Below are 26,032 nucleotides of genomic sequence, written 5' to 3' on the forward strand. Positions count from 1 at the left end.
GCTGGAAGAAGTGCTTGTCATCTCGGGGCGTCGGGGTCGAGTCGTGTCGCTCTCTGCACTCGGGGTGAAAAAACATTGAGCTGATGGGTCTTCAGCAGGAGCACCAGCTCCGCTCGTTTGGCCTTGGAATAACCACACACCACGAGCTCTGGCGCACAGTGCTGCGGTTTTTCTCCTGGATGGCGAGCCATCTCTCCAAGCTGGCTCGCCATCTTTTGCTGATAGGCTTTGACGTACGGACCGGCCTGCCATGCAAGACGAGACAACGGGACCTGCCAGGCGATGAACAGAACCATCAGTGCGACTGCAGCGGATCTGTGTAGGGTTCCCACGATCGAAGCACGGCTCCAGTCGCACGATGCACACATGAGCAGCAGCGCCACCGTGTTGAAGCTGTACGCAAGCACGTATCTGGGTTGATTCAGATAGGCATTGCCGAAGATCGATACCCGTCCGTAGACGATGCCGGCGATGAGTGCGTAGAAAACCAGCATCAGCACGATGGCCGCAAAGGCTGGAGCGGACATGGGGGGGCGCTTCCACAGTACGCGCCACCAGAACCAGCCGTGCGCCAGAAGCAGGCCGAAGCCGACCACGATCTGCAGCGCGCGTGCGTGCTCGCCGACGAAGTACTTGAGTGGGAGAACATATCCCACTGAGGAGGCCAGCGGGATGATCACCCATTGCCACCAGCCGCCATCCAGGAAGTACGTCCAGAGGTTCCCCAAGCGCTTGCCAAAGGCCATGTGGAATCCTTGGGGGGGCGTGAATACCAGCGCATATCCGATGCGGACAACGATGAAGCAGCCGGCCAGCATGGCAGCGCCCTTGAGTACGCGCATGCGCATCGATGGGTTTTGCCAAGCGGTGATGCCCAGTGCCAGCAGGCAGGCGATATTTACCAACATGGCCGTATCATCTGCTGCCAGATCGAATGCCAGTGCGGAGAGGATGAGTACGTTCGCTCGTCCCAAGGCCAACCATCGCCACAGGCCAAGAAGCGTTGCGAAAAGCAGGGCGTATGATGTGTAGCTTCCAGTGACAAGCGGCCATCCCCAGATGTCCGTACTGTTCAGCGATACAAACGAGACACAGAGACCTGCCCAGAGCCAGACGCGCATGCCACGGAAGGGCTTATCCGGATCATCGTGCCAAAAAATCAGTCTGCGAAGAATCAGCAACGATACGAGGGCGGCCGACCAGCCCGCCAGCGCCTCGTAACGGAAGTCGAGATTGAAGTAACGCAGGTCGATCAGGAGGATGAGTTTGCGTAAAGGCTGTGCATGATCCATCCCGCCGCGTTGCACGAAAAAGTCGCCTAGGCGAAGCGTTCCGTCCAGGGCTTTGCGGACGAAGACGTCAAGGAAGTACCACGCGTCGGAGCGAATGACGGGGTTGCTGAACATCACGATATAGGCGAGCGTATTCGCCGCGACAGCCGCGAAGATGAGCCAGGCAAGCGAGTCCGGAGCCTCAAGGATGGCTGTATAGCAACGGCGCATGCTGCGGTATGGCCGTTCGATCATGAATTCGCGGTTGAGGAGATGGGGCATCGAAGTTCCTGTGCGGGGCACGTCACGGCATCGTTCAAGCGTTCCGAAGGAGCGGCTCGGCAATCTCGAAAATGTAGGGCAAGTGTTCGTCCAGCCCGATCCACATGGGCATGCGAACCAAACGTTCGCTGACGTCGTTTGTCACGCGCATGGAACCGGCTGTGCGGCAATGACGCACGCCAGCAGGTGAAGAATGCAGAGGTATGTAGTGGAATACCGAACCTATCTCATGCGTCCTGAGGCCTTCGATGAAACGGTTTCTGCGATCCGCATCGGGCAGAAGCATGTAATACATGTGTGCGTTGTGGGTGCATTCTTCCGGAATGACGGGGCGTCGAAGGAGTTCGCTTAATTCCAGCGGTTTGGCCCAGTCGTGATAGCGATTCCAGAGTGACAGTCGTCGTTGATTGATGGATTCGCCCTCCTCGAGTTGCGCGGCAAGAAAGGCTGCAATGATCTCTCCGGGCAGGTAGGAAGATCCGACATCCACCCACGTGTACTTGTCGACCTGCCCGCGGAAAAACTTGCTTCGATTTGTGCCCTTCTCGCGGATGATCTCGGCACGCTCGGCGTATTGCATGTCGTTGATCAGCAGCGCACCGCCCTCGCCGGAAATGATGTTCTTGGTCTCGTGGAAGCTCAGCGCGCCCAACTGGCCGATACTTCCCAGTGGACGGCCCTTGTAGCTCGAGAAGATGCCTTGTGCGGCATCTTCGACAACCATCAGACCATGCTGTTCGGCGATCCTCATGATCGCGTCCATTTCACAGCCCACGCCGGCGTAATGCACGACGCAGATGGCTCGTGTGCGCGGTGTGATGGCGGCTTCGATCAGGTTTTCGTCGATATTCAGGGTATCGGGTCGGATGTCCACGAATACCGGAATTGCGCCGCGCAGAACAAATGCGTTGGCGGTGGAAACGAAGGTGAACGAAGGCATGATGACTTCGTCGCCCGGTTTCAGATCCAGCAAGAGCGCTGACATTTCCAGGGCGGCCGTGCAGGAATGCGTCAAGAGTGATTTTCCGCAACCGGTGATGTGCTCAAGCCACTGATTGCATTGCTTCGTGAAGGCGCCATCGCCTGCGAGGTGTGCGTTGAGATGAGCCTGCTTGATCAGCTCGACTTCCTTGCCGGTCATGTAGGGCTTGTTAAAAGGGATCTTCATCGAAGTGACCTATCAGATTCCATAAAGTATGCAGCCGGTTACTATGAGCGCAAGCGCCAGGGCATGACCTGCGCTCACTTTTTCCTTCAGCAGGATTTTTCCGAACAAAGCGACCAGCACATAAGATAATCCTGTGCTGATGTATACCGTACCGAGTCCGAGTCCCCGGACTGCAAAAAACGTGAACAGCGGAATGGCGCCGAACAGCGCAATGGCCGAGAGCAGCATGATCCTCCGCCTGTAAAGAGCGTAGTACTTGAAGCAGATCTGGCCGAGCGTAGTCGCGCAGATGGCTATCGCCAGGGAAAGCACGGCGTTCATGGCGTCGGCTGCCTGGAGCGCAATACTTTGGCGGGCACGCCACCGACAACTACGTGCGGCGGAACATCGCATGTCACTACCGAGCCTGCCGCAATTACCGCGCCTTCGCCGACTTCGACGCCTGCAAGTAGCGTGGCATTTCCCCCTATCCAACAGTTGTCGCCTACGCGGATGTCTCCACCAAGATCGTCGAATGTCGCGGAGTCAATGTCGTGGCCAGCCCCAAAGAAACGAACGCCTGGGCCGATGCGGACGTTGGATCCGATACGGATGACGCTCTTACCGAAATGGCTTGGGTAAAATTCGCAACCACGATTGATACTGACGAAATTCCCGATCTCGATGCGGCGGGGGAATTTGAAGTACACGCGGGCGTCAAGATAAACGCCCTTTCCCATGCGCTTCAGGACAAGGCGGAACAACCATCCGCGCATGGGCTCAGGCATCAGTCCCGCAATCCAGTGAAATGCATTCAGGGCGTAGAGGTACGTGTGATTAAGAAGCAGCTTTCTATGCCAGTTTTTCGGCTTCATGTAGTCGATTCCGGGCTTGTAGCATAAGAAGAGCCACGCCGACCGTGACCAGTGCTGCGCCGCATACTTTCATCGCATCGATTTGTTCACCGAAAAAGTACGAAGCGATTACTACACATGGAAAAAAAAGCGCTGAAGCAGGATACGCCACGCTGAGGTCGTATCGCTTGTGAATGGCTTGCCACAGGATGAATCTCCCGAAGTTCAGTATCAGGACGACTCCGACGATGAGCAGGCTCAGCAGCCCGATTCGTGCGGGCAACGTGGCTGTCTTCACGAGGATCGCACTGGTGACCTGCAGTGCCACATTGAGCATCGTGAGGGTGAGCAAGTGGGAAATGGAGTTTGGTCGTTCGGACATGGCTGCGGTCAGGCGTGCATGGCGGCGATCAGTTTGCTCTGAACGCCATCAAGCACATTCAAGCCGTGAGAGCAGTCAGATGTCTTGGCCGCCAAAATCGCGCCCCACCGGGCAAGTTCACGACCACGTTCGATGTCGTTGAGCGAATAGTCGTTCAGGTAGCTGGCGCGCATGCTTTGCGTATCTTCTTGCGCGGTCTCGATCACGTGAGCACAAGCGCCAGGCGCGAGTTGCGGCTCGTAGCCCAGGGCCAGCATTTCCGGGTAGCAGAGCGCCTCGATCAAATCGATCATCGAGTCGGGAAGGTGGGCGGACCATGCGGAAGTCGATTGCGCATCGATGGCCTTCTTGTCCCCGAATGAGGAATTGCCGAGCCAGGGCGCGCCGGCATGGTCGAGCAGCGGCCCCTTCAGTGCATCGGTGGCGAAAGGCGTCACATCCAGGAATCGCGAGATCGTGTCCAGCGTCTGCGCGGTCGATTGCGTTAAGTCTTCGTATCTCACGACTTGGACATGCGGCGATGCGCCCAAGGAAAGAGCATACGCCACGCTCTTGCGCCAGATACGTGCGAGCATCAGGGTCGGGTAGCAATCGCCAACGATGTCACGATAACGGCCGCTGTTCGCAGATGCGATGACAGCCCTCGGGTCGCGCACGATGAGCAGGCATCGCGTCTGACGTCGGATCAGGTACGGGATGTACTCTTCGCACAGAACCTCTTTGCTGCCTAGCCAGTGCGCCGAGGACCTGCCGAAGTGCCTGGCAAGCGCGCCATACAGGCATTCGAGCAACTCGTGGAAGGTGCCGCTGATGACGGGAAGCTCTTCGGATAGCGTGCGGCAACTTCCTCCTTTACCGATCACGCTTCGTCGGATCAGGCGTTCCGCCTGTCCACGATCGAATCTGGTTTCTCGCAACCAGTCGAAGAACTGTTTGTCTTCGTTCACCGCCCCATCGGTGCCGTCACCAAGCGGTAGTGGACGTTCGATGCCCTTTGTTTGCAGGAAGTACGCTTTGACGTCCACATAAAGCTGATGGAACGGCTGGTAGACCACAAAAACTTCGGGGTGATTGGTGAGTACCGTCTGCAGAAGGCTGGTTCCGGATCGAAGCATGCCAGTGACGAAAATCTGGCCAGCCGCCTTCAAGACTCATCCTCCAGTATGGGGAACTGGCGGGAATGAGCGCTTTCCTCGACCAAACGACCGATGTACTCGCCGAGTATCCCCATGCAAAGAAGAATGTTGCCCGAAAGGAATGCTACGAGCACGGCGAGGGACGGCCAACCGATTGCGCTGGAGCCGAAGATCAACGCATGGGCGAGAATCCACAGCGCATAAAGGAAGGAAGCGATGCTCAGCATGATGCCCCACGCGGTGACTGCACGCAGGGGGATGTAGGAATGATTTATCAGGAGGAAGGAAGCCAGCCCGATGAGTTTGGCTGGCGTGTAGTTGCTGGATCCATAAGCTCGCTCTGCGTGTTCGATGTCCACGTTCGCGATGAGATCGGGTGGTACCGAACCGAACATCAGTGCGGGGAGATAGGTTTGCGTGCCGCGGTACGTGGCGATGGAATCGGCTGCGCGTCGGGACATCGCGCGGAAACTGGTGAGTCCTAGGTGCGGAGGCTTTCCCACCACTCGTTCAGTCATTTTCTGTACCAACCTGCTGCCGAAATTCCGCAGGCCATGGTGCTTCTTGGTGTTCGAAATCTTGCCGATGACAAGGTCGAAACCTTCCTCGAGCTTATGCAGGAGTTTGGGTATGTCTTCGGGGCGATGCTGAAGATCATCGTCAATGGTCACGACGACATTTCCCTTGGATTTCTGGAGGCCGCACAGCGTCGCGTGGTGTTGCCCCATGTTCTTGGCGAAGCGGATGGTCTTGACGCGCGGATCTAGGTTGCGAAGGTCCTGCATTTTCGAGAAGGTGCCATCATTGCTCGCGTCGTCGATCAGAATGAGTTCCCAGTCGGCCGTCAACGAGTCGAGTGCGGCAACGATGCGCGTGTGAAGTTCGCGCAGGCCTGGCCCGCTCTTGTAGACGGGGACAACGATGGAAAGCCCAGTCATTGCGCAAGCTCCGTGCGAGTGCGAAGCATATGATTCGGCGCCTGCACTCCAGTATGAGCAATCAGGTCTACTATGCTTACATAGTGAGTGAAAGGCGGGTGGGACTGCTCATATTCCGGGTAGCCGTCGTAATCCATCCATTCCACGTCAATGCCGTGACGAGCGAACAGCTCCTCGTCGATGTACGACTTCGCTGCAGGGCCAACCAGGTAATGATTGGCCCCGGCCTGTCTGCATATCTCGATCAGGCGCATGTTCTTGTCGTCAACAATCTCGAAATCGCGCGAGTCGCTGAATGCGGTGTTGATGCCGAGGAAGTCGCAGGTTTTCTTGAGCAGTTCGACATTGAGATGCGTGAGTAGTTGCCCCGCCTTGGCCGATTGCAGGATCGGCTGGTAGATGCTCTTGACGCTGTCGAAGCACGGCGCCTTGCCGTAGCTGTTCTGGATGAGATTCCAGTGTTTGCGGACAGCCTTCGTGTCGGCGATTTCGACCTCATCGATCGGTCTGTCGTGAGCTCCTGATTTCACGGGAATGGTCAGCCAGGTGAGTCCGCTCTGGGTCTTGATCTGATTCCGGTTGCGCCAGTCCTGCTTGGTGTACTGCACACAGTCGAAAATCACCACCTCGTCGACTCCGGCGATGAGATCGAAAAAGCCTTTCCATGGGAGATAGTTGGATTGGAGTATCGCGAGTTTCTTCATTGTGCGTTGGAGCATGCTGACTTCAGGACAGATCGATGCCTTTGTATGCGGCCAAGGCTTCGGGGTTGGCTAGTGCGTCCGTGTTCTTCACCGGGCGTCCGTGAATGGTTTCACGGACAGCGATTTCACTAATTTTGCCAGAGATCGTGCGTGGAATGTCTTCGATCTGAATAATCTTCGCCGGCACGTGCCGTGGCGTCGTGTTGGCGCGGATCTGCTTGCGGATGCGCTGGCGGAGCTCGTCATCAAGCGCGAGACCTTCGCGCAGGCGCACGAACAGGATCACACGCTCGTCGTCCTCCCACTTCTGGCCGACGGCGACGCAGTCCAGCACTTCGTCGATCTGTTCGACCTGGCGGTAGATCTCGGCGGTGCCGATGCGCACGCCGCCCGGATTCAGGGTGGCGTCGGAGCGGCCATAGATGATCACGCCATTGTGCGAGGTGATTTCGACGAAATCGCCATGGCTCCACACGTTCGGGAACTTGTCGAAGTAGGCCTTGCGGTATTTTTCTCCGTCCGGATCATTCCAGAAGCCGATCGGCATCGACGGAAAGGGCTTCAGGCACGACAGTTCGCCGGGTTCGCCGCGCACCGGATGGCCGTCGTCGTCCAGGGCCTCCACGGCCATGCCCAGGCCACGGCACTGCAGCTCGCCGCGATAGACCGGCAGCAACGGGTTGCCCAGGGCGAAACAGGAAACGATGTCGGTGCCGCCGGAGATGGAGGCCAGCAGCACACGCTCCTTCACATCGCGGTAGACGTAGTCGAAGCTTTCCGGTGCCAGCGGCGAGCCCGTGGAAAGAATTGTCTTGAGTGCGGTCAGCTTGTGCGTCTCGCGTGGCTTGACGCCGGCCTTCTCGATGGCGGCGATCCATTTCGCGCTGGTGCCGAATACGCTGATGCCGACTTCGTCGGCGAGATCCCACAGCGCGTTGCCATCGGGATGAGACGGTGAACCATCGTAGAGCACGACGGCGGCGCCCACGGCGAGGCTGGAGACCAGCCAGTTCCACATCATCCAGCCGCAGGTGGTGTAGTAGAAGATGCGGTCCTCGCGCTTGAGGTCGGTGTGCAGGACCAGTTCTTTCAGGTGCTGAAGTAGGGTGCCGCCCGCGCCGTGCACGATGCACTTGGGCACGCCGGTGGTGCCGGACGAGTACATCACGTACAGCGGATGGTTGAAGTCGGTGGGCACGAATTCCAGCGTGGGTTCGTCGTCGCCGGCGAAGTCGGGCCAGGACATGGCGTCGCGAAGATCGTCCAGCTGCAACGGCTCGCCGCTGTAGGGAATGACCACCAGCTTCTCGATCGAGGTGATCTTCTCGAGCACGCCGCGGACCTTGTCCAGGCAGCCGAAGGACTTGCCGCCGTAGGGATAGGCATCAGCGCAGAACAGCACTTTGGGCTCGATCTGGCCGAAGCGGTCGACGACGCCGTTGATACCGAAGTCCGGAGAGCACGATGACCACGCCGCGCCCAACGAGGCGGTTGCCAGCATGGCGATCACGGTTTCCGGCATGTTCGGCAGGAAACCGGCCACACGGTCGCCCACGGTCACGCCGAGCTGCTTCAGGGCCTGCGCGACGCGCGCGACCTCGACATGCAATTCGGCGTAGGTGTATTCGCGCTTGTGACCCCATTCGTTGCGGAAGATCAGCGCCGGCTTGTCATCGCGGAAGCGCAGCAGGTTCTGCGCGAAGTTGAGCTTCACATTGGGGTAGAATTTTGCACCCGGCATCTGTTCCGGGTTTTCCAGTACCGGCTCGAACTGTCCGCTGGCACGGATGCCGCAGAATTCCCAGACCAGTGGCCAGAACTTCTCCGGTGAGCGAATCGAGAAGTCGTACAGCGGTGCATAGCGCTGGATGTCCTCGTTGCCGGTCTGTTCGCGCACGAATCGCACGAAGCGGTTCATGTTGGCGCGGTCGATGCGGTCCTGGCTGGGTTCCCAGATAGGCAGGTTCATCAAGCGGACATCCTCGTTCACGTTCGTGCGGCCCCAATCGCACAAGATAACAGTTGGGGCCTTCGGCAGCGATAACCCGAAAGTCTCAATGGCGTTCGCGATCCACGCAACGCCCTGAGTAGGAATGACAAAAGGCCGCCGCGAGAACGCGGCGGCCCGCAAGTGCCCGGGCTGAACGTTCAGCCCAGCGCCGCTTCGATTTCCGGAATGATCTTGAACAGATCGCCGACCAGGCCGATATCGGCGATCTCGAAGATCGGCGCGTCGGCGTCCTTGTTGATGGCGACGATGGTGCCGGCGTCCTTGATGCCGGTCAGGTGCTGGATGGCGCCGGAGATGCCGAAGGCCATGTACAGCTCCGGTGCGATGATCTTGCCGGTCTGGCCGACCTGCATGTCGTTGGGCACGTAGCCGGCGTCGACCGCGGCGCGCGAGGCACCGACGGCGGCGTTCATCTTGTCGGCCAGCTTGTAGATGACATCGAAGTTCTCCTTCGAGCCGACGCCGCGGCCGCCGGAGATCACGCGCGGGGCGCTCTGCAGGTCGGGGCGGTCGCTCTTGTCCTGCTTGAGTTCGACGAAGCGGGTGTGCGTCGGCAGCTCGGCGTCCAGCTCCAGCGCTTCGACCGGCGCAGCACTGTCGCCGCTGGCGGCGGCCTTCCACGAGGCCGAGCGGATGGTGGCGACCACGGTCTGGTCGGCCGGGGCTTCGACGGTGACGATGGCATTGCCGGCGTAGATCGGGCGCGTGAAGACGTGGCTGCTCTCGACGGTCATGACGTCGCTGACCTGGGCCACGCCCAGCAGCGCGGCGACGCGCGGCATCAGGTCCTTGCCGGTGGTGGTGGACGGGCCGAACACGTGGCTGTAGCCCTCGGAAGCCTTGGCGATCTGCGGTGCGGCGGTGGCGGCCAGCATGTGCGCGTTCTCGGCGCGGGCCACGGTCAGCACGCGACTGACGCCTTCGATCTTGGCGGCTTTGGCGGCCACGGCGTCGGGCGCGTCGCCCAGGACCAGCACGTCGATGGCTTCGGCGCCGACGGCGGACGCGGCGCTGACCACGCGCGCGGTGGCGCCGTTGAGCGTGCCGTCGAGATGTTCGGCGATGACCAGGATCTTGCTCATGATGATTGTCCTTCGTGTCTCGTGAGGCTTCGTTCCGCAGGCGGCGCGATGCGCGGCCGGCCCGCGGTGAAGCGGGATCAGTGTGCGGTTACAGCAGGCCTTTCTGCTTCAGGGCGGCCACCAGTCCGGCGGCGTCTTCGACCATCTCGCCCTTGCTGCGCTTCGGCGGCGGGGCATAGTTCGTGGTCTTCAGGTGGTCGCCGCTGTCCACGCCGAGGCTGTCGAACTCGATCACGTCGATGGGCTTGGACTTGGCCTTCATGATGTCCGGCAGCTTGATGAAGCGCGGCTCGTTGAGGCGCAGGTCGGTGGTGACCACGGCGGGCAGCTCGGCCTCGATGGTCTCCAGGCCGGCGTCGACCTCGCGGGTCACCGTGGCCTTGCCGTCGGCGATGGCCAACTCGCTGGCGAAAGTGGCCTGCGGACGCCCCCACAGCGCGGCCAGCATCTGGCCGGTCTGGTTGGCATCGTCGTCGATGGCCTGCTTGCCGAGGATCACCAGGTCCGGCGATTCCTTCTCAATCAGCTTGAGGAAGGTGCGCGCGGCCGTCAGCGGCTGCGGTGCGCCGTCGGTGGTGACGTGGATGGCGCGGTTGGCACCCATCGCGAGGCCATTGCGCAGGTGTGCGGTGAGATCCGCTGGACCGATGCCGACGATCACGACTTCTTCCGCCACGCCTTTCTCGCGCAGGCGCAGCGCTTCTTCCAGCGCGATGTCGTCGAACGGGTTGGCCGACAGCTTGACGCCGTCGGTGGCGACGCCGGAGCCGTCCGGCTTGACCTGCACGCGTACGTTGTAGTCCACAACACGCTTGTAGCCGACCAGGATCTTCATCAGCGATTCCTTCGATATCTCGGGTTCGAGGGCCTGCGTATGCGGGCACCGTGAATTCAAACGCTTATTCTAACCCGAGTGGCGGGGAAGCCTGAACCGGGCTTCATGTCGTGCGGTTAATGATCTCGGCGGGCGTACGGATAAGTAGGGATGGCAGTGTCAGGTTCGCCGCAGATGGAAGCTGCGGTTTCCAGGCGCAGACCTTCAGCACGCGATGACAGGGTGAATATTCGTTCAATTGCGTGAGCCAAGGTGCCGTCGACCTGTCCGGCTTCGGCTTCGAATTCCCAAGGGCCGAGATGAGCGTCCAGTAAGGGGCGTATAGCGCGAAGCCGCAACCAGAGCATGCTGCCTGCCACGAAATGGTCTCGTTCGGTGTCCGGCATGGACAATCCCAGGCGCGTGCACAGATAATGCACGGTGTCCTGGTTTGCACCCCAGAAATAGTGCAGCGGTTGTACGTGCCCTTCGGCGGCAACCAGTCCGAGTCCGCTATCATGGGCGAATGCATCATAAATGGCCCTTGCCCGGTGCGCGGCAAGCAGGCGGTCGAGCAGCTCTTTGCGCCAGGTATCCCCATCGTTTCGGTGGGTCGAGCGTTTGGTGTGCAGTTTCAATACGGTGTCGGCACCTTCGTTGAGCAAACGGTCGGCCACCTGCAGGAAGGGCAGGATGTCTCGGCCGTGATTAGGGAAGGCGTGAACTTCGCAGTCCAGCTTCAATGCTGCGACCCGTTTGTTTACGGTGACCTCGCGTTCGTATGCGGTCGTGATGATGATGCGCCAATCCAAGTCGCTGGCGCGCAGCGCGGCGACGATTTCATCGAGAAGCTCCGGGTACCAGGCGTGGATGATCACGCAGGGGCGGACGCGGGTGCCTGGTGTGATGCCAGACGCGCGTTGCAAGGCATCTCGTGTGGCATCCAGCCAGGCGTGATCAAGACGCATGTCGGGTTCCAGCACCGCACCCTCGGCCCATTCGTTCCAGGCATTGATGAAGACCAGGCGCTGCGGCGCAGGCAGTTTCGATGCGCGCTGCGTAATGGTCTGTTCGAGCCAGTCGCGATAGCCGCGCGGTGAAGCGTGCGCGTAAACGCGCCCGCGGCCACTGCGTCGCGGCTCGTTGTCCCAGGCGGGATTGACGCCAGGGAACAGCGTGTAGTCCGGCATCGGGCGCGTGCTGACTTCACGGGCCAGTTCGCGCCAGTCCAAGACCTGGCCGTGGTAATCGGGATTGATCAGGCGCTGTTGCGCGGTGATGTTGGTCGGCGTGGCCATGTTGGGTGGAAATTCGACGGCGGCATCGAATCCGATACTGCGCGGATCGAGGCGCTCGAACCCTTGCACGCAGGCCAGCGTGATGTCACCGATGTCATGTGTGTGGCACCACTCGCGCCAGCGCTTCGCAGTGGTGGCGGCATCGGGGAGCAGACCGGCGCGGTAGACCAGAAGTAGCGGTTTGCCATCAACGCGCAGGTAACGTGGGTCGCGTAGATAGGGGGCGACGTGTGCGATGAAAGCGAGATCGTCTTCAGGGCTGTGATCCTGGGCGATCAGAATGTCGTCGGCGCGGCCATCCCAGCGGCGCGACCAGTTTTCGTTGGCCCAGCAAAGGCAGATGGGCAGGTCCAGCGATGGGTCCGAAAGCCATTGTTCGGCGGGCGCCTGCAGCAGTTGCTTGCCCGCAAACCAGTAGTGATAGAAGCAGAATGCGCCGATGCCGTATTCACGGGCCAGTTGCATCTGCTTGCGCATCACGTCCTTGATGCGCAGATCGTAAAAGCCCAGCGCGCTCGGCAGTCGTGGTTGCGCATGACCTTCGAACTGCGGCATGGCGCGGGTCACGTTGCGCCATTCGGTGAAACCCTCGCCCCACCAGGCATCGTTTTCCGGAATCGGATGGAATTGAGGCAGATAGAAAGCCACCAAGGTCGCGGGCAAGGGGGTCGGCAATGCACCTTTGCGATGAGGAGTGCTGCCGATCGCCGGCTCACCGGCGCGATGGCGTGGAATGCCCCGCGACGGAGACTCGTGGATCGTCCAATGTCCGCGCGGGCCGTCCGGTACGAGTTGCGCATGACGGTCGAGAAAGCGTTGCCTCCATCGGTCGCGCGTGGCTTCACGAAGCGGAAGCAGGCGAAAGCCGAAGCGCAGCGTGTGGAACAGGGCGTCGCGGAGGAAAGAACTCTTCATCGCGTAATTGTACCGTTCATGACACGCTTGCCCGTGCTGCCGGGAGTCGGCCAAAGAAGCGCACGTAGAGCAGCAGGTACAGCCCCTGCAGCACGGCGCCGATGAGGAAAGGAATGGTCAGATAGCCGGCATGGAAGAGTGCGCCGCCGAGTACGGGGCCGATGGCGCGGGGAATCTGCAGGGAGATGTTCTGCACGCTGCTGACCAGGCCGCGGCGTTCGACGCCGGTCAGTCCGACGGTCAGTGCCTGACGCACGCCGATGGTGCCGCGATTGCAGGCGCCGCGCAGGACGTACAGCGCCATGGCGACCCAGAACCAGGGCACCAGGGGCATCGCCACGAGCAGCAATAGTCCGGTGCCGCGCAGCGTGACCACAGTGCGCACGATACCGCGCCGGCGCGCCAGACGGCTGGCCAGCATGGCGCCGAATGCGCCGAGCACGAAGCCGAGCGCGAGTCCTGGACCGATGACATTGAGGTCGCGATGGAATTTCACCGCGAACCAATAGGCGATCAGAGGCCCGGTCAATCCGATGGCCAATCCATTGAGGACGTTGACCAGTGCCAGGCGACCGATCAGGCGATTTTCTTCGCGGCGCCGGTCGCCGGCCTGGGCCGCGGTCTGCTTGACCGGGGGCGGCATACGCGGTTCGCGCGCCGCGAGCAACAGGATCAGGCTGACCAGCGAGCTCAGCAGCGGCAGGATGAACAGCAGTCGATAGCCCTGGACGTTCAGCGCGTGGCCCATGATCCAGGCCGGCAGGGCGGCGAGTAGGGCGCCGGCGGCCATGCCACAGAAGCCGAGCGCCATGTTGCGGCTGAACACGCTGCTGCGGCGCTCGGCGGGAAGCTCGATCGACATCCACGCCTGTTCGACCGGTGAAAACGGACCGGCTGCGCCATTCGCGCCGCGGCCGAAACCGCCGAATATGGCCGCGGCTACCAGCAACCACGGCGTGACGGTGAACATCGCCACCAGGGCTGCGACGATCTGCAGCAGGTCGTAGCCGATCAGGAATGCGCGGCGCCGTCCGCGATCGCTGAGCGGGCCGACCGCCATGGTCAGCACGCTTCCGACCAGCAGACCGCCCATGAGCACCGCGCCGATGGCGGTGCCGGTCCAGCCCATCGCGTGCAGGTAGAGCGCGAAGGCTGCCACCATCGCGCCCTGGCCGAGGCTGCGCGCCGTGCGCATGCCCATCAGCAGGCGCACATTGCGAGGCAGCGGCGTGGCGCGGGAGCGAGTCATGCGCGCGGGTGAAGTGCGGGGCGTTCGTCGCGGTGCGGAACGGTCACAGGTTCTGGTAGCTCGGCCCCGAGCCGCCCTCCGGCGTCACCCAGTCGATGATCTGATAGGGATCCTTGATGTCGCAGGTCTTGCAGTGCACGCAATTGGCCGCGTTGATCTGCAGGCGCTTGCCAGCTTCGTCCTCGACGATCTCGTAGACATTGGCCGGACAGAATCGCGTGCACGGATTGCCGTATTCCTCGGCGCACTGAGTGATGCACACGTTGGTGTCGGATACCTTCAGGTGCACCGGCTGGTCTTCGTCGTGCTCGGTGGCGGCAAAGTAGACGCTGGCGAGACGGTCGCGAGGCGGCAGGTCGCGGTCGACATAGTCGCGTTTCGGACTCTCGTACTGTCCCAGCCGGTGCAGCGAGGACCAGTCGGCGCGGTTCTTCAGCGTCCACGGCGACAGGCCGCCGGTGACGGTTTCCCAGGCGGCGTTGAACAGGCCAAACCACAGACCCTTGTGGAAGCCCGGGCGGATGTTACGCACCTTCTTCAGCTCGGCGACGGCGGCCGACTCGCGCAACGCGCGGTCGAAACCTTCGCTGCTGCCGTGCTCGGCCACGTGCTCGGCGGCGAGCATGCCGGAGCGGATGGCCTGGTGCGTGCCCTTGATCTTGGGCACGTTGAGCAGGCCGGCGGCATCGCCGATCAGCATCGCGCCGGGCATCTCGGTCTTCGGCAGCGACTGGTAGCCGCCCTCGACCAGCGCGCGTGCGCCGCCGGAAAGGATCTGGCCGCCTTCGAGCAATGCCTTCACTTTCGGATGATGCTTGAGCTGCTGGAACGCCTCGAACGGCGAGAAGTTCGGGTCCTCGTAGTCGAGGCCGGCGACGAAGCCGATGGCGACGCGGTTGTCGTCCAGGTGGTAGATGAAGCTGCCGCCGTAGGTCTTCGGATCCAGCGGCCAGCCCAGCGTGTGCACGACCTTGCCCGGCGTGACGCGGCCCTCGGGCACCTGCCACAGTTCCTTCATGCCGATACCGTAGGTCTGCGGGTCGCTGTCCCGGTCCAGCGCGAACTTCTTGATCAGCTGCTTGGACAAGTGTCCGCGGCAGCCTTCGGCCAGCACGGTGACCTTGGCCTTGATGTCGATGCCCTGGGTGTAGCCCGGCTTCTCGGAGCCATCGCGGGCCACGCCCATGTCGCCGATGCGCACGCCGGCCACGGCGCCGTGGTCGTCGAACACCGGTTCGGCCGCGGCGAAGCCGGGGAAAATGTCCACGCCCAACGCTTCGGCCTGCGGCGCCAGCCACGCGCACAACGCGCCGAGACTGACGATGTAATTGCCGTGGTTGTGCATCTGCGGCGGCGTCGGCAGCTTGCTGGCGTTCTCGTGGTCGCGCAGCATCCAGAGTTCGTCCTCGGCGACCGGCACGCAGATCGGCGGCGGGTTCTTGCCCCATTCGGGCAGCAGGGCGTTGAGCGGCTCGGGCTCGATCACCGCGCCGGACAGAATCTGCGCGCCGACGGTGGACGCTTTCTCGATCACGCACACGTTGAGCTCGGGCTTGAGCTGCTTGAGCCGGATCGCGAACGCCAGGCCCGCCGGGCCTGCGCCCACGGTGATGACGTCGTATTCCATCGTTTCGCGTTCGCTCATGTCAGGCTCCGTGTGGACGTGGATGGCGCGCGGCGCGGGAGACGCCGTGCGGATCGCGCGACAGCGCGGGCAGACGACAATTGTCCGTGTTCACGGCCCGACCGGCAAATGCTTGCGTTGCGCGGCGATTTGCGCGTTCATGGAAATGGGCCGCACGGGCGGTCTGCACCACGGGAGTCCCATGAATACCTCTTCGTCCTTGACCGCCAGCGATCTGCGTCGCGCCAGCATGTGCCAGTTGCTGCACTGGCTGGCCATCGGCCGCACGCGTCCACAGCTTCTGGCCGACGCCTGCATGGAGGCCGTCGAGCGCTTCGATCCGCACATGAATGCATTCGTCGACATGCGTTCCGCGCTGGTGCAGGACCAGGTCGTCGGTGCCGAAAAGCGCCGCAAGCAGAGTGTGATCGGACGGTTGGACGGCATTCCCGTGGCGATCAAAGACAACATCGACATCGCCGGCTGGCCGACACGAGCCGGCATGCCCGGTCGTGGCGAACAGGACGCCGCGCAGGATGCGCATGTGGTCTCGCGCCTGCGCGCCGCCGGCGCGGTGATGCTGGGCAAGACCAACATGGATGAAGGCGCGCTGGGCGCGGTCACTCACAACGCGCATTACGGTGCCACGCAGAATCCGCACCGTGCGGGCTATACCGCAGGCGGTTCGTCCGGCGGCTCGGCCGCGGCGGTCGCATCCGGCATGGCTACGGTCGCCATCGGCACCGACAGTCTGGGTTCGGTGCGCATTCCGGCCAGCTACTGCGGAATTTATGCACTCAAACCCACGCACGGCGAGATTTCCGCGCGCGGCGTGGTGCCGGCTGCGCGCCGGCTGGACGCGGTCGGGTTGCTGGCGCGCAGCGTCGACGATCTGACCGTGCTGCTGCAGGTCTTGGCCGGATACGACGCCGACGATCCGCGCTCGCGCCATCGCCGCGTGGCGTTTTCGCCGCCGGACTGGGAGCCAGGGCGGCTGCGAAGCGGTCTGTTGCCGGACCTTCGCGCCATCGGCGTGGACGGCGAGGTGGCCGACTTGTTCGATGCCGCCGTGGGTCGGCTTCCGTTCGAACTCGGCGAGCGCCGCACTGTCGATTTCTCCGACTGGGACTTCGCCCGCACGCGGCGTGCCGGTCTGCTGCTGATGGAGGCGGAGATGCTGGGCACCTTTGCTGGCGACCTGGCCGACGCGGCGCATCCGGTCTCGGAGAATTTCCGTTCGATGATCGCGTACGCCCAGGGATGTTCGGCGGCCGACTACGCCGCCGCGGATCGCGTGCTCGACGCCGCCGTGCTGAAGATGCGCCGTCTGTTCGCGCAGGTGGATGTGCTGGTGCTGCCGACCACGCCGCAGACGGCGTTCGCGCTGGATGCGCCGGTGCCGGCGAATCAGGCCGACCTGACCAGTTTCGCCAGTCTCGCGGGCTGCCCTTCGGTCAGCATCCCGATGGGCATGACCGCGTCGGGGATGCCGGCCGGTCTGCAGTTCGTGGGACCGCGCGGTTCGGACCTTCGTCTGCTCGAGCTGGCGCAGGTGTGCGCGGCCAGCCTCGATGCGGAGCCGACCTATCCCATCGAGCCGGTGCAAGGCGCCTGAGGCAGGATGATGCATCATGCAAGACTCGCTTCTGGCTGAACATGAAGTGTGTCTGCACCCCGATCTGCCGGGGGCGGAGCTGACGCTGTGGCCGCAATGGCTCGCCATCGACGATGCCGACCGATGGCTGCATGGCCTGCAAGGTGAAATTCCCTTCACGCAACATCGGCTGCGGCTGTTCGGGCGCGAGGTGTCCGCACCGAGACTGAGTTGCTGGGTCGGTGACCCCGGGACGGACTATCAGTATTCCGGCGTGCGATTTGCGCCGCATGCGTGGACGCCCGCGCTGCGGGAGCTGCGCGAGCGCGTGCAGGCAACCTGCGGTGCGTCGTTCAACAGCGTGCTGGCGAATTTGTACCGTGACGGCGACGACGCCATGGGCTGGCACAGCGACGACGAACCCGAACTCGGCCCCGAGCCGGTGATCGCCAGCGTCAGCCTCGGCGTGATGCGTCGCTTCCGCCTGCGCGCCCGCGACGATTCCCGGCGCAGTCTGGATCTGGAGCTTGCGCATGGCAGTCTGCTGCGCATGGCGGGTGCGACACAGCGGAACTACCGGCACGCTCTGCCACGCAGCAAACGCGTGGCTGGAACCCGCCTCAACCTTACCTTTCGGCACATCGGCTGACGCCGGCCCTTGGAATTGCCGTGACGGGGCGGCGATAATGCCCGCCCGTTCCACGATTGACGAGCAAGGCATGACCGCAAAGACCGTTCTCAACGAGGCGCATCGCGCGCAGGGCGCGCGCATGGTCGACTTCGGCGGCTGGGATATGCCGATCAACTACGGGTCGCAGATCGAGGAACACCATGCCGTACGCCAGGATGCCGGCATGTTCGATGTCTCGCACATGACCGTGGTCGATCTGCACGGCGAGCGCGTGCGCGATTTCCTGCGCCGCCTGCTGGCCAACAGCGTCGACAAGCTGACCGAGCACGGCAAGGCGCTGTACACCTGCATGCTCAACGAGCGTGGCGGCGTCATCGACGACCTGATCGTCTATTACCTGGGCGAGCATTTCTTCCGCATCGTGGTCAATGCGGCCACGCGCGAGAAGGATCTTGCGTGGATCGAGCGTCAGGCGCAGGCCTTCGAGGTCGAAGTCCGCGTGCGCGACGATTTCGCCATGATCGCGGTGCAGGGTCCCAACGCGCGCGAAAAGATGATCGGTCTGCTGGCCGAGGTCGACCGTGAGCGCATCGAGGCGATGGGCAAATTCCACGCCGCCGCCGCGCAGGCGCTGCACGGCGTGCCGCTGTTCGTCGCACGTACCGGTTACACCGGCGAAGACGGCTTCGAAGTGATGGTGCCCGAAGAGCATGCCGTCGAACTATGGCAGGCGCTGCTCGATGCCGGTGTGCGGCCGGCTGGACTGGGTGCGCGCGACACGCTGCGACTGGAGGCCGGCATGAACCTGTACGGCCAGGACATGGATGAGGACGTCTCGCCGTGGGAAGCCAGTCTCGGCTGGACCGTCGCCATGGACGAAGGGCGCGACTTCATCGGTCGCGGCGCACTCGAAGCGCAGAAAGAGCAGGGCGTGAAGCGCCGCATGATCGGACTGGTTCTCGACGAGAAAGGCGTGTTGCGGCACGGCCAGACCGTTCTGACCGATGCCGGCGAAGGCGAGATCCTCTCCGGCAGCTTCTCGCCGACCCTCGGCAAGGCCATCGCCTTTGCGCGCGTGCCGAGCGGCGAGCTGGGCGATGTGCGCGTCGCCATCCGTAATCGTGAGTTGCCCGTGCGCGTGGTCAAGTACCCGTTCGTGCGCGACGGCAAGCCGCGCGAAGGCATCTGAACTGAACTCGCCTGCGCCATGCGTGAGGCACTAGAATTGTTTCCATTCATCCGACCTGACAGGACCGATCCATGAGCGAGATTCCCGGCGACCTGAAATTCATGAAGTCCCACGAGTGGGCGCGTCTCGAGGACGACGGCCTGGTGCGTGTGGGCATCTCCGACCATGCGCAGAACCAGCTCGGCGATCTGGTTTACGTCGAGCTGCCCGATATCGGTTCGCGTGTCGGACCGGACAACGGCTGCGCCGTGGTCGAGTCGGTCAAGGCGGCATCTGACGTGTATTCGCCGGTCAACGGCGAAGTGGTGGCCGTCAATGACGCGCTCGACGACAGCCCCGAATCGATCAACGAGGACGCGTTCGGTGAAGGATGGATTTTCGTGGTCCGCCCCGATGACAAGGCCGAGCTGGACGAGTTGCTTGATCCAGAAGCCTATGCGCAGTTGATCGAGGACGAGGATCACTGAGTTCCCGATCCAGTCTGTGTGGAGCGTTTGATGACGCATCCTCCGATGTCTTCGAAAACGCCGTCAGCCTTGGTCTGACGGCGTTTTCGCATGTCGGGGAAGGTTGCTGGCGCGGCGCATTCGTGCAGTTCGGGTGTCGTAGCGAGCGTGACTTCCTCTCTGTTGTTTATTTTCGTATCCGCGTATAAACGTTTAGATGTCTATATAATTCACGTGTATTCGGTGATTGGATATCCGCGAAGTTCGCATCAAGATGCGCTTCGTGCGCTGAATGAAGCGGTTCTCGCGGGATCATTCGGTACGTGAATTTTATTGACACCACGTTTCTACGGGTCTAGTTTTTGCGGCCAATGGTGGAGTGGTTTTGAAGATGGCGGGAACAAAGTACATCAAGCCGTATGTCGATCACGGCAAGAAGGCGGGGGCGGTGCGCAAGGTGACCGTGTCCATTCCTCTACATGTGCTGCGTCTGCTTTCCGACGAACGGACACGACGCCAGGTAAGCAACCTCAGGCACGCGACCAACAGCGACCTGCTGGTTGAGGCTTTTCTGCATGCCTTTACTGGGCAACCACTGCCAACTGATGAGGAGCTGAGACGAACCATGGCTACGACGAAGAAAGCTGCGAAGAAACCGGCTGCGAAAAAGGCAGCCAAAAAACCCACCGCGAAGAAAGCCACCAAGAAAGTCGTGAAGAAGACGGCCGCCAAGAAGGCCACGGTCAAGAAGGCCGCCGCCAAGAAGGCGGCCGTGAAGAAGACCGCACGCAAGACCGCGAAGAAGACCGTGAAGAAGGCGGCTGCTGCTCGCAAGTCCACTGCCAAGCGCGCGCCGGCCAAGAAGGCCGCAGCGAAGAAGACTGTGAAGAAGGCGGTCAAGAAGACGGTGGCGAAGAAGGCGACCAAGAAGGCCGCCAAGAAGACCGCGGCCAAGAAGGCGACCAAGAAAACCGCCAAGAAAGCGGTGAAGAAAGCCGCCAAGAAAACTGCAGCCAAGAAAGCCACGGCAAAGAAGGCGACCAAGAAGACCGCAAAGAAGGCGGTGAAGAAGGTCGCCAAGAAGCCGGCAGCGAAGAAGGCGGCCAAGAAGACGGCTCGCAAGGCGCCGGCCAAGAAGACCACTGCGGCTGCGCGCGTGTCGCGTCGCAGCAAGCGCAAATAAGATCGACTCCACGCGTGGTTCGCCACGAAGCTTCCTGTGGCTGCCCAGCGCAGGAAGCTTGCAGAGACTCTGCATTTGCCCCGGATTTCCGGGGCATTTCGTTTCAGGGAGCGGCGCCGGTGCGTATCCGCCTTGTCAAAAGAATGGCTTAGCTATTGGCAGTGGCGCGTGATGGGGGTACCTTGTTCCGGAATCCGCGCTGCAACAGACCGCAGGGTCTGGGTTCTTCTTCAGGGGAACTACAGGGGGCGCGGGTATCTGGTAGCAACGTAGCGAGTGACCATGGATACCCGAATGTCTATTTCAAATCGTCGTCGCGCGCGAGGCGCGGCCTCGTCCACCTTCATTTTTTCCGGCCTGATCGTGCTTGTGATCGCTGCGGCAGGCTGGTTCCTGGTAGTCAAGCCGCATCTTGATGCGACCAAGGGCGAAAGTCCGACGCAGGCCGCGACCAAGAAGAAAGTCGTGTCCAAGTCGACGCCGCCTCCGGCCAACGTCGCGGCGATGTCCACCGATCAGTTGCTCAACGAGGCCGGCAAGGCCGTGCGTGAAGAGCGTCTGCTTTCACCGGCGGGCAACAACGCTTTCGAGTTTTATCTGAAGGTTCTGGAGCGTCAGCCCAACAATCAGGTGGCGAAAGAAGCGCTCCGCGAAACTTTCCCGTTCGGCGCCAACGAAGCCGAGCAGGACATCAACAGCCGCAACTTCAATGAAGCACAGCGCGAGATCGACCTTCTGGCCAAGGCTGACCCGGACAACTACACGTTGACGATCCTGCGCTCCAAGCTCGATGCGCAGCGCAAGACGGCGACCAAGGAACAGCAGCAGGCGCAGGCGGACCTTCTGGCCAAGCAGCAAGCCGCGCAGAAACAGCGGGCTGCCGCCGAGGCGGAGAAGAAGCGTCAGGCAGCCGAGGCGCAGGCTGCGGATGCCACGTCCAAGCCGGCCACGACGCAACCGCAGGAGCAGCAGACCGCCCAGGCTCCGGCGCAGCCGAAGAAGCAGGCGCCAGCGCCGGTTCGTATCCAGAACGCGGTGCTCGTGAGCAGCGTCAATCCGCGTTATCCCAGCGTGGCGTTCCGCCGTCGTCAGGAAGGCTGGGTGGATGTGCAGTTCACGGTCGACGCCTCCGGTAATGTGAAGAACGCCACCGTGCTTGACGCCAAGCCCAGACATGTTTTCGATCGTGCGGCGATTTCCGCAGTGGAGCGCTGGAAGTACCGTCCGGCGCTGAACAACGGTCGCCCATTCCCGGTGACGATGCGGCGACGCATCAACTTCTCGTTGGGCAACCAGTAAGAAGCGCGTTCCGCGATTATCTGCAAGCGACGAAGGGCGATGCATATGCATCGCCCTTCGTTCATGGGCTCAGCGGCGAGTATGCCGGCGTCGCTCGAGGTTGGCCCAGTCGCGTGGCTGCAGGCCCAGCAGTTGATCCAAGAACATGGGGAACAGTCCCGCGGGACGCGAAGTGCCGGCATTCCACAGCATCACGATGCCGACCTTCTGCGCGGGCAGGAATCCGATCATGGCGCGATAGCCATTGACGGCGCCGGCATGGAAGATCAGCCGCTGCCCGGCGTAATCGTAGATACGCCAGCCGAGCGCGTAGTGTGCGTCGTCAAGTCGAGCGCGTCGCCATGGTGTGGCATGCAATTCACTGGGCGTCGCGATGCCCGGCGTGTGCAGGGTGCGCAGCAGGGCGGCGGGCAGCACGTCCGGGCGACCGCCCATCTGCGCGATCAGCCACTGTTCCATGTCGCGCAAGCTCGCGTTGACGCCGGCGGCCGGCGCGACGCGGTAATAGGCTTCCCTCGGCGTGAAGGGCCGCCACCCAGCGCGTGTGCGGCGATGCGGTCGCGCCCAACTGGCGCTGTTCTCCAATCCTTGCAGTCCGTAGGTCGCGGTGGTCATGCCCAGAGGAAGAAACAGTCGCCGCTCGACTTCGTGACCATAGAAGTCGCCGGTGCGGGCGTGGATCACGTCTCCGATCAGGCTGAAGGCGACGTTCTGATAGCTGTAGCAGGTGCCGACCTGGCAGCGCAGGTGAACCTGATCCAGTTCGCGCGCAAGTTTCGGGTACGGCTCGTTCGCTTCCAGCAGCAGGTCGTAGGTGTTGCGTGGCAGGCCCAGACGCTGGCCGAGGATGTCGCCAACGGTCGCCTGCTGGGTCGCATCATCGTTGTTGAGGTCGAAAAACGGCAGCACGTCCGTCAGGCGTGTATCCCAGCGAAGGCTGCCGTTGTCCACCAGCAGGCCGGTCAACGCGGACGCGAATGCCTTGGAAAGCGAAGCGATACGAAAGACGGTGTTCGGCGTGACCCGGATGCCCGCACGCGCATCGGCGTAGCCAAGGGTACGTTCATAGGCAACATGACCGTCGGCGATGACGGCCGTCGCCATGCCGGCGGTGTCTCGATGTTCTTCCAGCTGGATCAGCCAGCGGTCGTAGGCTTTCAGTGCATGTCGCAATTGCGCGGGCGTCACGCGTTGGTTGTGAACCGGGTCGCGCACGGTTGCGCGGGCGTTGGCGGGCGGGCATGCCAGTGCTGCGAGCAGGGCTGCGCAGGGCGCCAGAAAGTGAAGGATCGAGCGGGCGGTCATGCTATGCTGCTTCGTGTTGCTCACTGCATTGCGCAGGGTGGGAAAGGACCGATGACTGGCATCATTCTCTTGATCATCGCGGTGCTGATTGTGGTGTACCTGGTCGGCATCTACAACGGCCTAGTGCGCGCCCGCAACGGCTACAAGAACGCCTTTGCGCAGATCGACGTGCAGCTCACCCGCCGTCACGACCTGATTCCGAATCTGGTCGAGACCGCGAAGGGCTATCTCAAGCACGAGCGTGAGACGCTGGAGGCGGTCATCCAGGCCCGCAATGGCGCGATGTCCGGTCTGGCCGGCGCCAAGGCCAACCCCGGCGACCCGGAGGCGATGAAAAAGCTTTCCGGCGCCGAGAACATGCTGACCCAGACACTCGGTCGCCTGTTCGCCCTGTCCGAAGCCTATCCGGATCTGAAGGCCAACCAGAACATGATGCAGCTGTCCGAGGAGCTGACCTCGACCGAGAACCGCATCGCGTTCGCGCGTCAGGCCTACAACGACGCGGTGATGACCTACAACAACCGCCGCGAAGTATTCCCGAACACCCTGATCGCCGGCAATTTCGGCTTCAAGCCGGCCGAGCCCCTGAAGCTCGAGGATCCCGCCGCCAAGCAGGCGCCGCAGGTGTCGTTCGCCTGATGCGTGCGGCGCGTTTTCCGCCGACCTTCGCGCAGAACTAGCCTCCGTGGATTTCTTCGCGCAACAGGCACGGGTGCGTCGCAGCAGCCGTTGGCTGGTCGTACTGTTCGTGCTGGCGGTGCTAGCCGTGGTCGCGGCGGTGGACGTGGTCGTTCTGGTGGTGGTCGGTTACGGTCGTGCGACCGAGAACGGTCTGGGCGTGGACCTGGGATCGATGGCGCTGATCAGTTTCGGTGTGCTGGCGTTGATCGGCATGGCTTCGCTGGCGCGCACGCTCAGTCTGCGCGGTGGCGGTGCAGCCGTGGCGCGAAGCATGGGTGCCACGGCGGTTTCGCCGGACACGACCAATCCGGCCTGGCGCAAGTTGCGCAATGTCATCGAGGAGATCGCCATCGCTTCGTCGGTGCCGGTGCCGGATATCTTCGTGCTCGAATCCGAACCGGGAATCAATGCCTTCGCGGCCGGGTACACGCCGTCGGATGCGGCCGTATGTGTGACGCAGGGATGCCTGGATCGGCTGACCCGCGACGAGTTGCAGGGCGTGATCGCACATGAATTCAGCCATGTGTTGAACGGCGACATGCGTCTGAACATTCGGCTGATGGGCCTGCTGTTCGGCATCCTGGTGATCGGCATCGTCGGTCGCATCCTGATGTACTCCGGCGGACGCGTGCGCACGCGCAAAGGCAATACCGCTTATGTCGCCCTGATCGGTCTGGCGTTGCTGCTGGTGGGGTATATCGGGTTCTTCTTCGGCCGCTTGATCCAGGCTGCGGTGGCGCGCTCGCGCGAATCGCTGGCCGATGCCTCGGCGGTGCAATTCACGCGCCAGACGCGAGGTATCGCCGGCGCCCTGAAGAAGATCGCGGCGATGGCCGAAGGCTCGCAGTTGCAGGCGGCGAACAGCCAGGAAGTCGCACACATGCTGTTCGGCGAGCCGGGGCGCTTTTCCAGCCTGTTCGCGACCCATCCGCCTTTGCCCGAACGCATTCGTGCGCTCGGCGTACCCTACGACGAGAAGGAAATCGAACAGCTGGCGCGGGCCTGGCTGCAGCCGCAGCGTGCGCGTCACGGCGAAGATGCCTCGGCATCCATCTCCGGCTTTATGCCGACGTTCTCGACAGGGGGCGCGGCGGCGGTAGCGGAAACAGCCATGCCGCGTACCGATCGCCCGATGCCGGTGCAGGCGGAAGCGGTCAGCGCGCGTGTCGGCCGGCCGGGGATGCAGGATGTGCATGCTGCCGGACACCTGCAGCGGCAGCTGCCGGATACGCTGGCGCGTGCGGCGCACGACGCCTCCGGTGCGCTGGATCTGGTGTTGGCGCTGGCCGTATCCGACGACCCGCGCGTGCGTGACGCGCAACTGCTGCAGGTCGATAGCGGTTTTGGCAGCGATGCTGCAGAGGGCGTGGAAGCCCTGTTGCCAGCCCTTTCGATTCTGCATCCGATGCTGCATTTGCCGCTGGTGGCACTGGCGTTTCCGCAGCTCAAGCGGCAGCCGCGTCCGCGTCTGACGCAGCTGCTGCACACGCTGGACATCATCATTCATGCCGATCAGCGCATCAGCCTGCACGAGTATTGCCTGGTCAAGTTGCTGCGGTTGATGCTGACCGACGCGCTGGATCCGTCCCGTGGCTTCGTGCCCGGCGCGCGGCGGCTGCGCCAGGTCGAGGCTGATTACGCTGTCCTGTGCGCCGTCGTGGCGCATCATGGACATGATGACGGCGACGCGGCCCGGCGTGCCTGGGCGCGCGCCATGCACGAGGCGCTGCCCAATGCGCGTGCGGACTTCGCGGTGCCGGGCAACTGGCAGGCGGCGATGGATCGTGCGTTGGAACGCCTGGACCGCATCCGTCCGCTGGACAAGCAACTGGTGGTGCGTGGTCTGACTCTGGCCGTGGCCGAGGACGACCACGTCAACGTGGCCGAGGCCGAGTTGCTGCGCGTGATCTGCGCCGCGCTGCATTGCCCGCTGCCGCCGCTTCTGCAACACCTGACTACTTTCTCCGACGAGGACGAGGACGCGCACACCACGTGAT

Annotated in this window: 23 protein-coding genes; 8 read left to right on the forward strand and 15 right to left on the reverse strand. The window is 62.5% G+C overall.

What is annotated here, in order from left to right:
- Positions 1 to 17: 17 nt before the first annotated feature.
- The 14 genes from BTJ49_RS05645 to BTJ49_RS05710 form a co-directional block, all read right to left on the reverse strand.
- Positions 18 to 1,553, reverse strand: a complete 1,536-nt coding sequence (locus tag BTJ49_RS05645; RefSeq protein ID WP_113064380.1) for a hypothetical protein — start codon at positions 1,551 to 1,553, stop codon at positions 18 to 20.
- A gap of 34 nt (positions 1,554 to 1,587) precedes the next feature.
- Positions 1,588 to 2,721, reverse strand: a complete 1,134-nt coding sequence (rffA, locus tag BTJ49_RS05650; RefSeq protein ID WP_113064381.1) for a dTDP-4-amino-4,6-dideoxygalactose transaminase — start codon at positions 2,719 to 2,721, stop codon at positions 1,588 to 1,590.
- 12 nt (positions 2,722 to 2,733) lie between these two features.
- A complete protein-coding gene (locus tag BTJ49_RS05655) occupies positions 2,734 to 3,042 on the reverse strand; it encodes an SMR family transporter (protein ID WP_168184676.1) in 309 nt (102 codons plus the stop codon).
- Positions 3,039 to 3,575 carry an acyltransferase gene (locus tag BTJ49_RS05660; RefSeq protein WP_113064383.1) on the reverse strand — a complete coding sequence of 179 codons (537 nt, stop codon included), beginning with the start codon at positions 3,573 to 3,575 and terminating at the stop codon, positions 3,039 to 3,041. The genes BTJ49_RS05655 and BTJ49_RS05660 overlap by 4 nt, the downstream gene beginning before the upstream one ends.
- The gene (locus BTJ49_RS05665) at positions 3,553 to 3,936 is read right to left on the reverse strand and encodes a hypothetical protein (protein WP_146742285.1); all 384 of its coding nucleotides are present in this window, start codon (positions 3,934 to 3,936) and stop codon (positions 3,553 to 3,555) included. Before BTJ49_RS05665 ends, BTJ49_RS05660 begins: the two co-directional genes overlap by 23 nt.
- Positions 3,937 to 3,944: 8 nt before the next feature.
- The gene (locus tag BTJ49_RS05670; RefSeq protein WP_113064385.1) at positions 3,945 to 5,084 is read right to left on the reverse strand and encodes a sulfotransferase; all 1,140 of its coding nucleotides are present in this window, start codon (positions 5,082 to 5,084) and stop codon (positions 3,945 to 3,947) included.
- Positions 5,081 to 6,010: a glycosyltransferase family 2 protein gene (locus BTJ49_RS05675; protein ID WP_113064386.1), complete on the reverse strand. Its 930-nt coding sequence runs from the start codon at positions 6,008 to 6,010 to the stop codon at positions 5,081 to 5,083. Before BTJ49_RS05675 ends, BTJ49_RS05670 begins: the two co-directional genes overlap by 4 nt.
- Complete coding sequence (locus BTJ49_RS05680; RefSeq protein WP_206098371.1) at positions 6,007 to 6,729, reverse strand: WbqC family protein; 723 nt, start codon at positions 6,727 to 6,729, stop codon at positions 6,007 to 6,009. The genes BTJ49_RS05675 and BTJ49_RS05680 overlap by 4 nt, the downstream gene beginning before the upstream one ends.
- 7 nt (positions 6,730 to 6,736) lie before the next feature.
- Complete coding sequence (locus tag BTJ49_RS05685; RefSeq protein WP_113064573.1) at positions 6,737 to 8,683, reverse strand: acetoacetate--CoA ligase; 1,947 nt, start codon at positions 8,681 to 8,683, stop codon at positions 6,737 to 6,739.
- A 179-nt stretch (positions 8,684 to 8,862) separates the two neighbouring features.
- Positions 8,863 to 9,807 (reverse strand): electron transfer flavoprotein subunit alpha/FixB family protein, encoded by a 945-nt coding sequence (locus tag BTJ49_RS05690; RefSeq protein WP_113064387.1) that lies wholly within the window; start codon positions 9,805 to 9,807, stop codon positions 8,863 to 8,865.
- 88 nt (positions 9,808 to 9,895) lie between these two features.
- Positions 9,896 to 10,642 carry an electron transfer flavoprotein subunit beta/FixA family protein gene (locus BTJ49_RS05695; RefSeq protein ID WP_113064388.1) on the reverse strand — a complete coding sequence of 249 codons (747 nt, stop codon included), beginning with the start codon at positions 10,640 to 10,642 and terminating at the stop codon, positions 9,896 to 9,898.
- Positions 10,643 to 10,758: 116 nt separating this feature from the next.
- Positions 10,759 to 12,834, reverse strand: a complete 2,076-nt coding sequence (locus BTJ49_RS05700) for a glycoside hydrolase family 99-like domain-containing protein (protein WP_113064389.1) — start codon at positions 12,832 to 12,834, stop codon at positions 10,759 to 10,761.
- Positions 12,835 to 12,850: 16 nt separating this feature from the next.
- On the reverse strand, positions 12,851 to 14,083 hold the full coding sequence (locus BTJ49_RS05705; RefSeq protein ID WP_113064390.1) for an MFS transporter: 1,233 nt from the start codon (positions 14,081 to 14,083) through the stop codon (positions 12,851 to 12,853).
- 43 nt (positions 14,084 to 14,126) lie between these two features.
- Positions 14,127 to 15,728, reverse strand: coding sequence for an electron transfer flavoprotein-ubiquinone oxidoreductase (locus BTJ49_RS05710; protein ID WP_113064391.1), 1,602 nt, complete (start codon positions 15,726 to 15,728; stop codon positions 14,127 to 14,129).
- Between the two features lie 181 nt (positions 15,729 to 15,909).
- Here BTJ49_RS05710 and BTJ49_RS05715 point away from each other — a divergent pair, with 181 nt between their 5' ends.
- From BTJ49_RS05715 to BTJ49_RS05740, 6 genes are all read left to right on the forward strand, one after another.
- Positions 15,910 to 17,322, forward strand: a complete 1,413-nt coding sequence (locus BTJ49_RS05715) for an amidase (RefSeq protein WP_113064574.1) — start codon at positions 15,910 to 15,912, stop codon at positions 17,320 to 17,322.
- A 16-nt stretch (positions 17,323 to 17,338) separates the two neighbouring features.
- The gene (locus BTJ49_RS05720) at positions 17,339 to 17,950 is read left to right on the forward strand and encodes an alpha-ketoglutarate-dependent dioxygenase AlkB (RefSeq protein ID WP_113064392.1); all 612 of its coding nucleotides are present in this window, start codon (positions 17,339 to 17,341) and stop codon (positions 17,948 to 17,950) included.
- Positions 17,951 to 18,020: 70 nt separating this feature from the next.
- Positions 18,021 to 19,121: a glycine cleavage system aminomethyltransferase GcvT gene (gcvT, locus tag BTJ49_RS05725; RefSeq protein ID WP_113064575.1), complete on the forward strand. Its 1,101-nt coding sequence runs from the start codon at positions 18,021 to 18,023 to the stop codon at positions 19,119 to 19,121.
- A 71-nt stretch (positions 19,122 to 19,192) separates the two neighbouring features.
- Positions 19,193 to 19,588 carry a glycine cleavage system protein GcvH gene (gene gcvH / locus BTJ49_RS05730; protein ID WP_113064393.1) on the forward strand — a complete coding sequence of 132 codons (396 nt, stop codon included), beginning with the start codon at positions 19,193 to 19,195 and terminating at the stop codon, positions 19,586 to 19,588.
- A 370-nt stretch (positions 19,589 to 19,958) separates the two neighbouring features.
- Positions 19,959 to 20,750 carry a met regulon transcriptional regulator MetJ gene (gene metJ, locus BTJ49_RS16035; protein ID WP_113064394.1) on the forward strand — a complete coding sequence of 264 codons (792 nt, stop codon included), beginning with the start codon at positions 19,959 to 19,961 and terminating at the stop codon, positions 20,748 to 20,750.
- 294 nt (positions 20,751 to 21,044) lie between these two features.
- The gene (locus tag BTJ49_RS05740) at positions 21,045 to 22,049 is read left to right on the forward strand and encodes an energy transducer TonB (protein WP_240151589.1); all 1,005 of its coding nucleotides are present in this window, start codon (positions 21,045 to 21,047) and stop codon (positions 22,047 to 22,049) included.
- A 69-nt stretch (positions 22,050 to 22,118) separates the two neighbouring features.
- On the opposite strand, the gene BTJ49_RS05745 is transcribed toward BTJ49_RS05740, so the two are convergent.
- Positions 22,119 to 23,354, reverse strand: coding sequence for a serine hydrolase domain-containing protein (locus BTJ49_RS05745; RefSeq protein ID WP_113064576.1), 1,236 nt, complete (start codon positions 23,352 to 23,354; stop codon positions 22,119 to 22,121).
- A 51-nt stretch (positions 23,355 to 23,405) separates the two neighbouring features.
- On the opposite strand from BTJ49_RS05745, the gene BTJ49_RS05750 reads away from it, so the two are divergent.
- Positions 23,406 to 23,993 carry a LemA family protein gene (locus BTJ49_RS05750; protein ID WP_113064396.1) on the forward strand — a complete coding sequence of 196 codons (588 nt, stop codon included), beginning with the start codon at positions 23,406 to 23,408 and terminating at the stop codon, positions 23,991 to 23,993.
- 46 nt (positions 23,994 to 24,039) lie between these two features.
- Positions 24,040 to 26,031: a M48 family metallopeptidase gene (locus BTJ49_RS05755; protein WP_113064397.1), complete on the forward strand. Its 1,992-nt coding sequence runs from the start codon at positions 24,040 to 24,042 to the stop codon at positions 26,029 to 26,031.
- Position 26,032: the final 1 nt, after the last annotated feature.

It is taken from the genome of Oleiagrimonas sp. MCCC 1A03011 (assembly GCF_003267965.1).
Classification (GTDB): domain Bacteria; phylum Pseudomonadota; class Gammaproteobacteria; order Xanthomonadales; family Rhodanobacteraceae; genus Oleiagrimonas; species Oleiagrimonas citrea.

Bases quoted from the DNA above. Each gene is read 5' to 3' on its own strand.
- BTJ49_RS05740 (WP_240151589.1), top strand. From the start codon at position 21,045: ATGTCTATTTCAAATCGTCGTCGCGCGCGAGGCGCGGCCTCGTCCACC.
- BTJ49_RS05710 (WP_113064391.1), bottom strand. From the start codon at position 15,728: ATGAGCGAACGCGAAACGATGGAATACGACGTCATCACCGTGGGCGCA.
- BTJ49_RS05675 (WP_113064386.1), bottom strand. From the start codon at position 6,010: ATGACTGGGCTTTCCATCGTTGTCCCCGTCTACAAGAGCGGGCCAGGC.
- gcvH (WP_113064393.1), top strand. From the start codon at position 19,193: ATGAGCGAGATTCCCGGCGACCTGAAATTCATGAAGTCCCACGAGTGG.
- BTJ49_RS05745 (WP_113064576.1), bottom strand. From the start codon at position 23,354: ATGACCGCCCGCTCGATCCTTCACTTTCTGGCGCCCTGCGCAGCCCTG.
- BTJ49_RS05685 (WP_113064573.1), bottom strand. From the start codon at position 8,683: ATGAACCTGCCTATCTGGGAACCCAGCCAGGACCGCATCGACCGCGCC.
- BTJ49_RS05750 (WP_113064396.1), top strand. From the start codon at position 23,406: ATGACTGGCATCATTCTCTTGATCATCGCGGTGCTGATTGTGGTGTAC.
- BTJ49_RS05720 (WP_113064392.1), top strand. From the start codon at position 17,339: ATGCAAGACTCGCTTCTGGCTGAACATGAAGTGTGTCTGCACCCCGAT.
- BTJ49_RS05715 (WP_113064574.1), top strand. From the start codon at position 15,910: ATGAATACCTCTTCGTCCTTGACCGCCAGCGATCTGCGTCGCGCCAGC.
- BTJ49_RS05680 (WP_206098371.1), bottom strand. From the start codon at position 6,729: ATGCTCCAACGCACAATGAAGAAACTCGCGATACTCCAATCCAACTAT.
- BTJ49_RS05655 (WP_168184676.1), bottom strand. From the start codon at position 3,042: ATGAACGCCGTGCTTTCCCTGGCGATAGCCATCTGCGCGACTACGCTC.
- BTJ49_RS05660 (WP_113064383.1), bottom strand. From the start codon at position 3,575: ATGAAGCCGAAAAACTGGCATAGAAAGCTGCTTCTTAATCACACGTAC.
- rffA (WP_113064381.1), bottom strand. From the start codon at position 2,721: ATGAAGATCCCTTTTAACAAGCCCTACATGACCGGCAAGGAAGTCGAG.
- metJ (WP_113064394.1), top strand. From the start codon at position 19,959: ATGGCGGGAACAAAGTACATCAAGCCGTATGTCGATCACGGCAAGAAG.
- BTJ49_RS05700 (WP_113064389.1), bottom strand. From the start codon at position 12,834: ATGAAGAGTTCTTTCCTCCGCGACGCCCTGTTCCACACGCTGCGCTTC.
- BTJ49_RS05665 (WP_146742285.1), bottom strand. From the start codon at position 3,936: ATGTCCGAACGACCAAACTCCATTTCCCACTTGCTCACCCTCACGATG.
- BTJ49_RS05690 (WP_113064387.1), bottom strand. From the start codon at position 9,807: ATGAGCAAGATCCTGGTCATCGCCGAACATCTCGACGGCACGCTCAAC.
- gcvT (WP_113064575.1), top strand. From the start codon at position 18,021: ATGACCGCAAAGACCGTTCTCAACGAGGCGCATCGCGCGCAGGGCGCG.
- BTJ49_RS05695 (WP_113064388.1), bottom strand. From the start codon at position 10,642: ATGAAGATCCTGGTCGGCTACAAGCGTGTTGTGGACTACAACGTACGC.
- BTJ49_RS05645 (WP_113064380.1), bottom strand. From the start codon at position 1,553: ATGCCCCATCTCCTCAACCGCGAATTCATGATCGAACGGCCATACCGC.
- BTJ49_RS05705 (WP_113064390.1), bottom strand. From the start codon at position 14,083: ATGACTCGCTCCCGCGCCACGCCGCTGCCTCGCAATGTGCGCCTGCTG.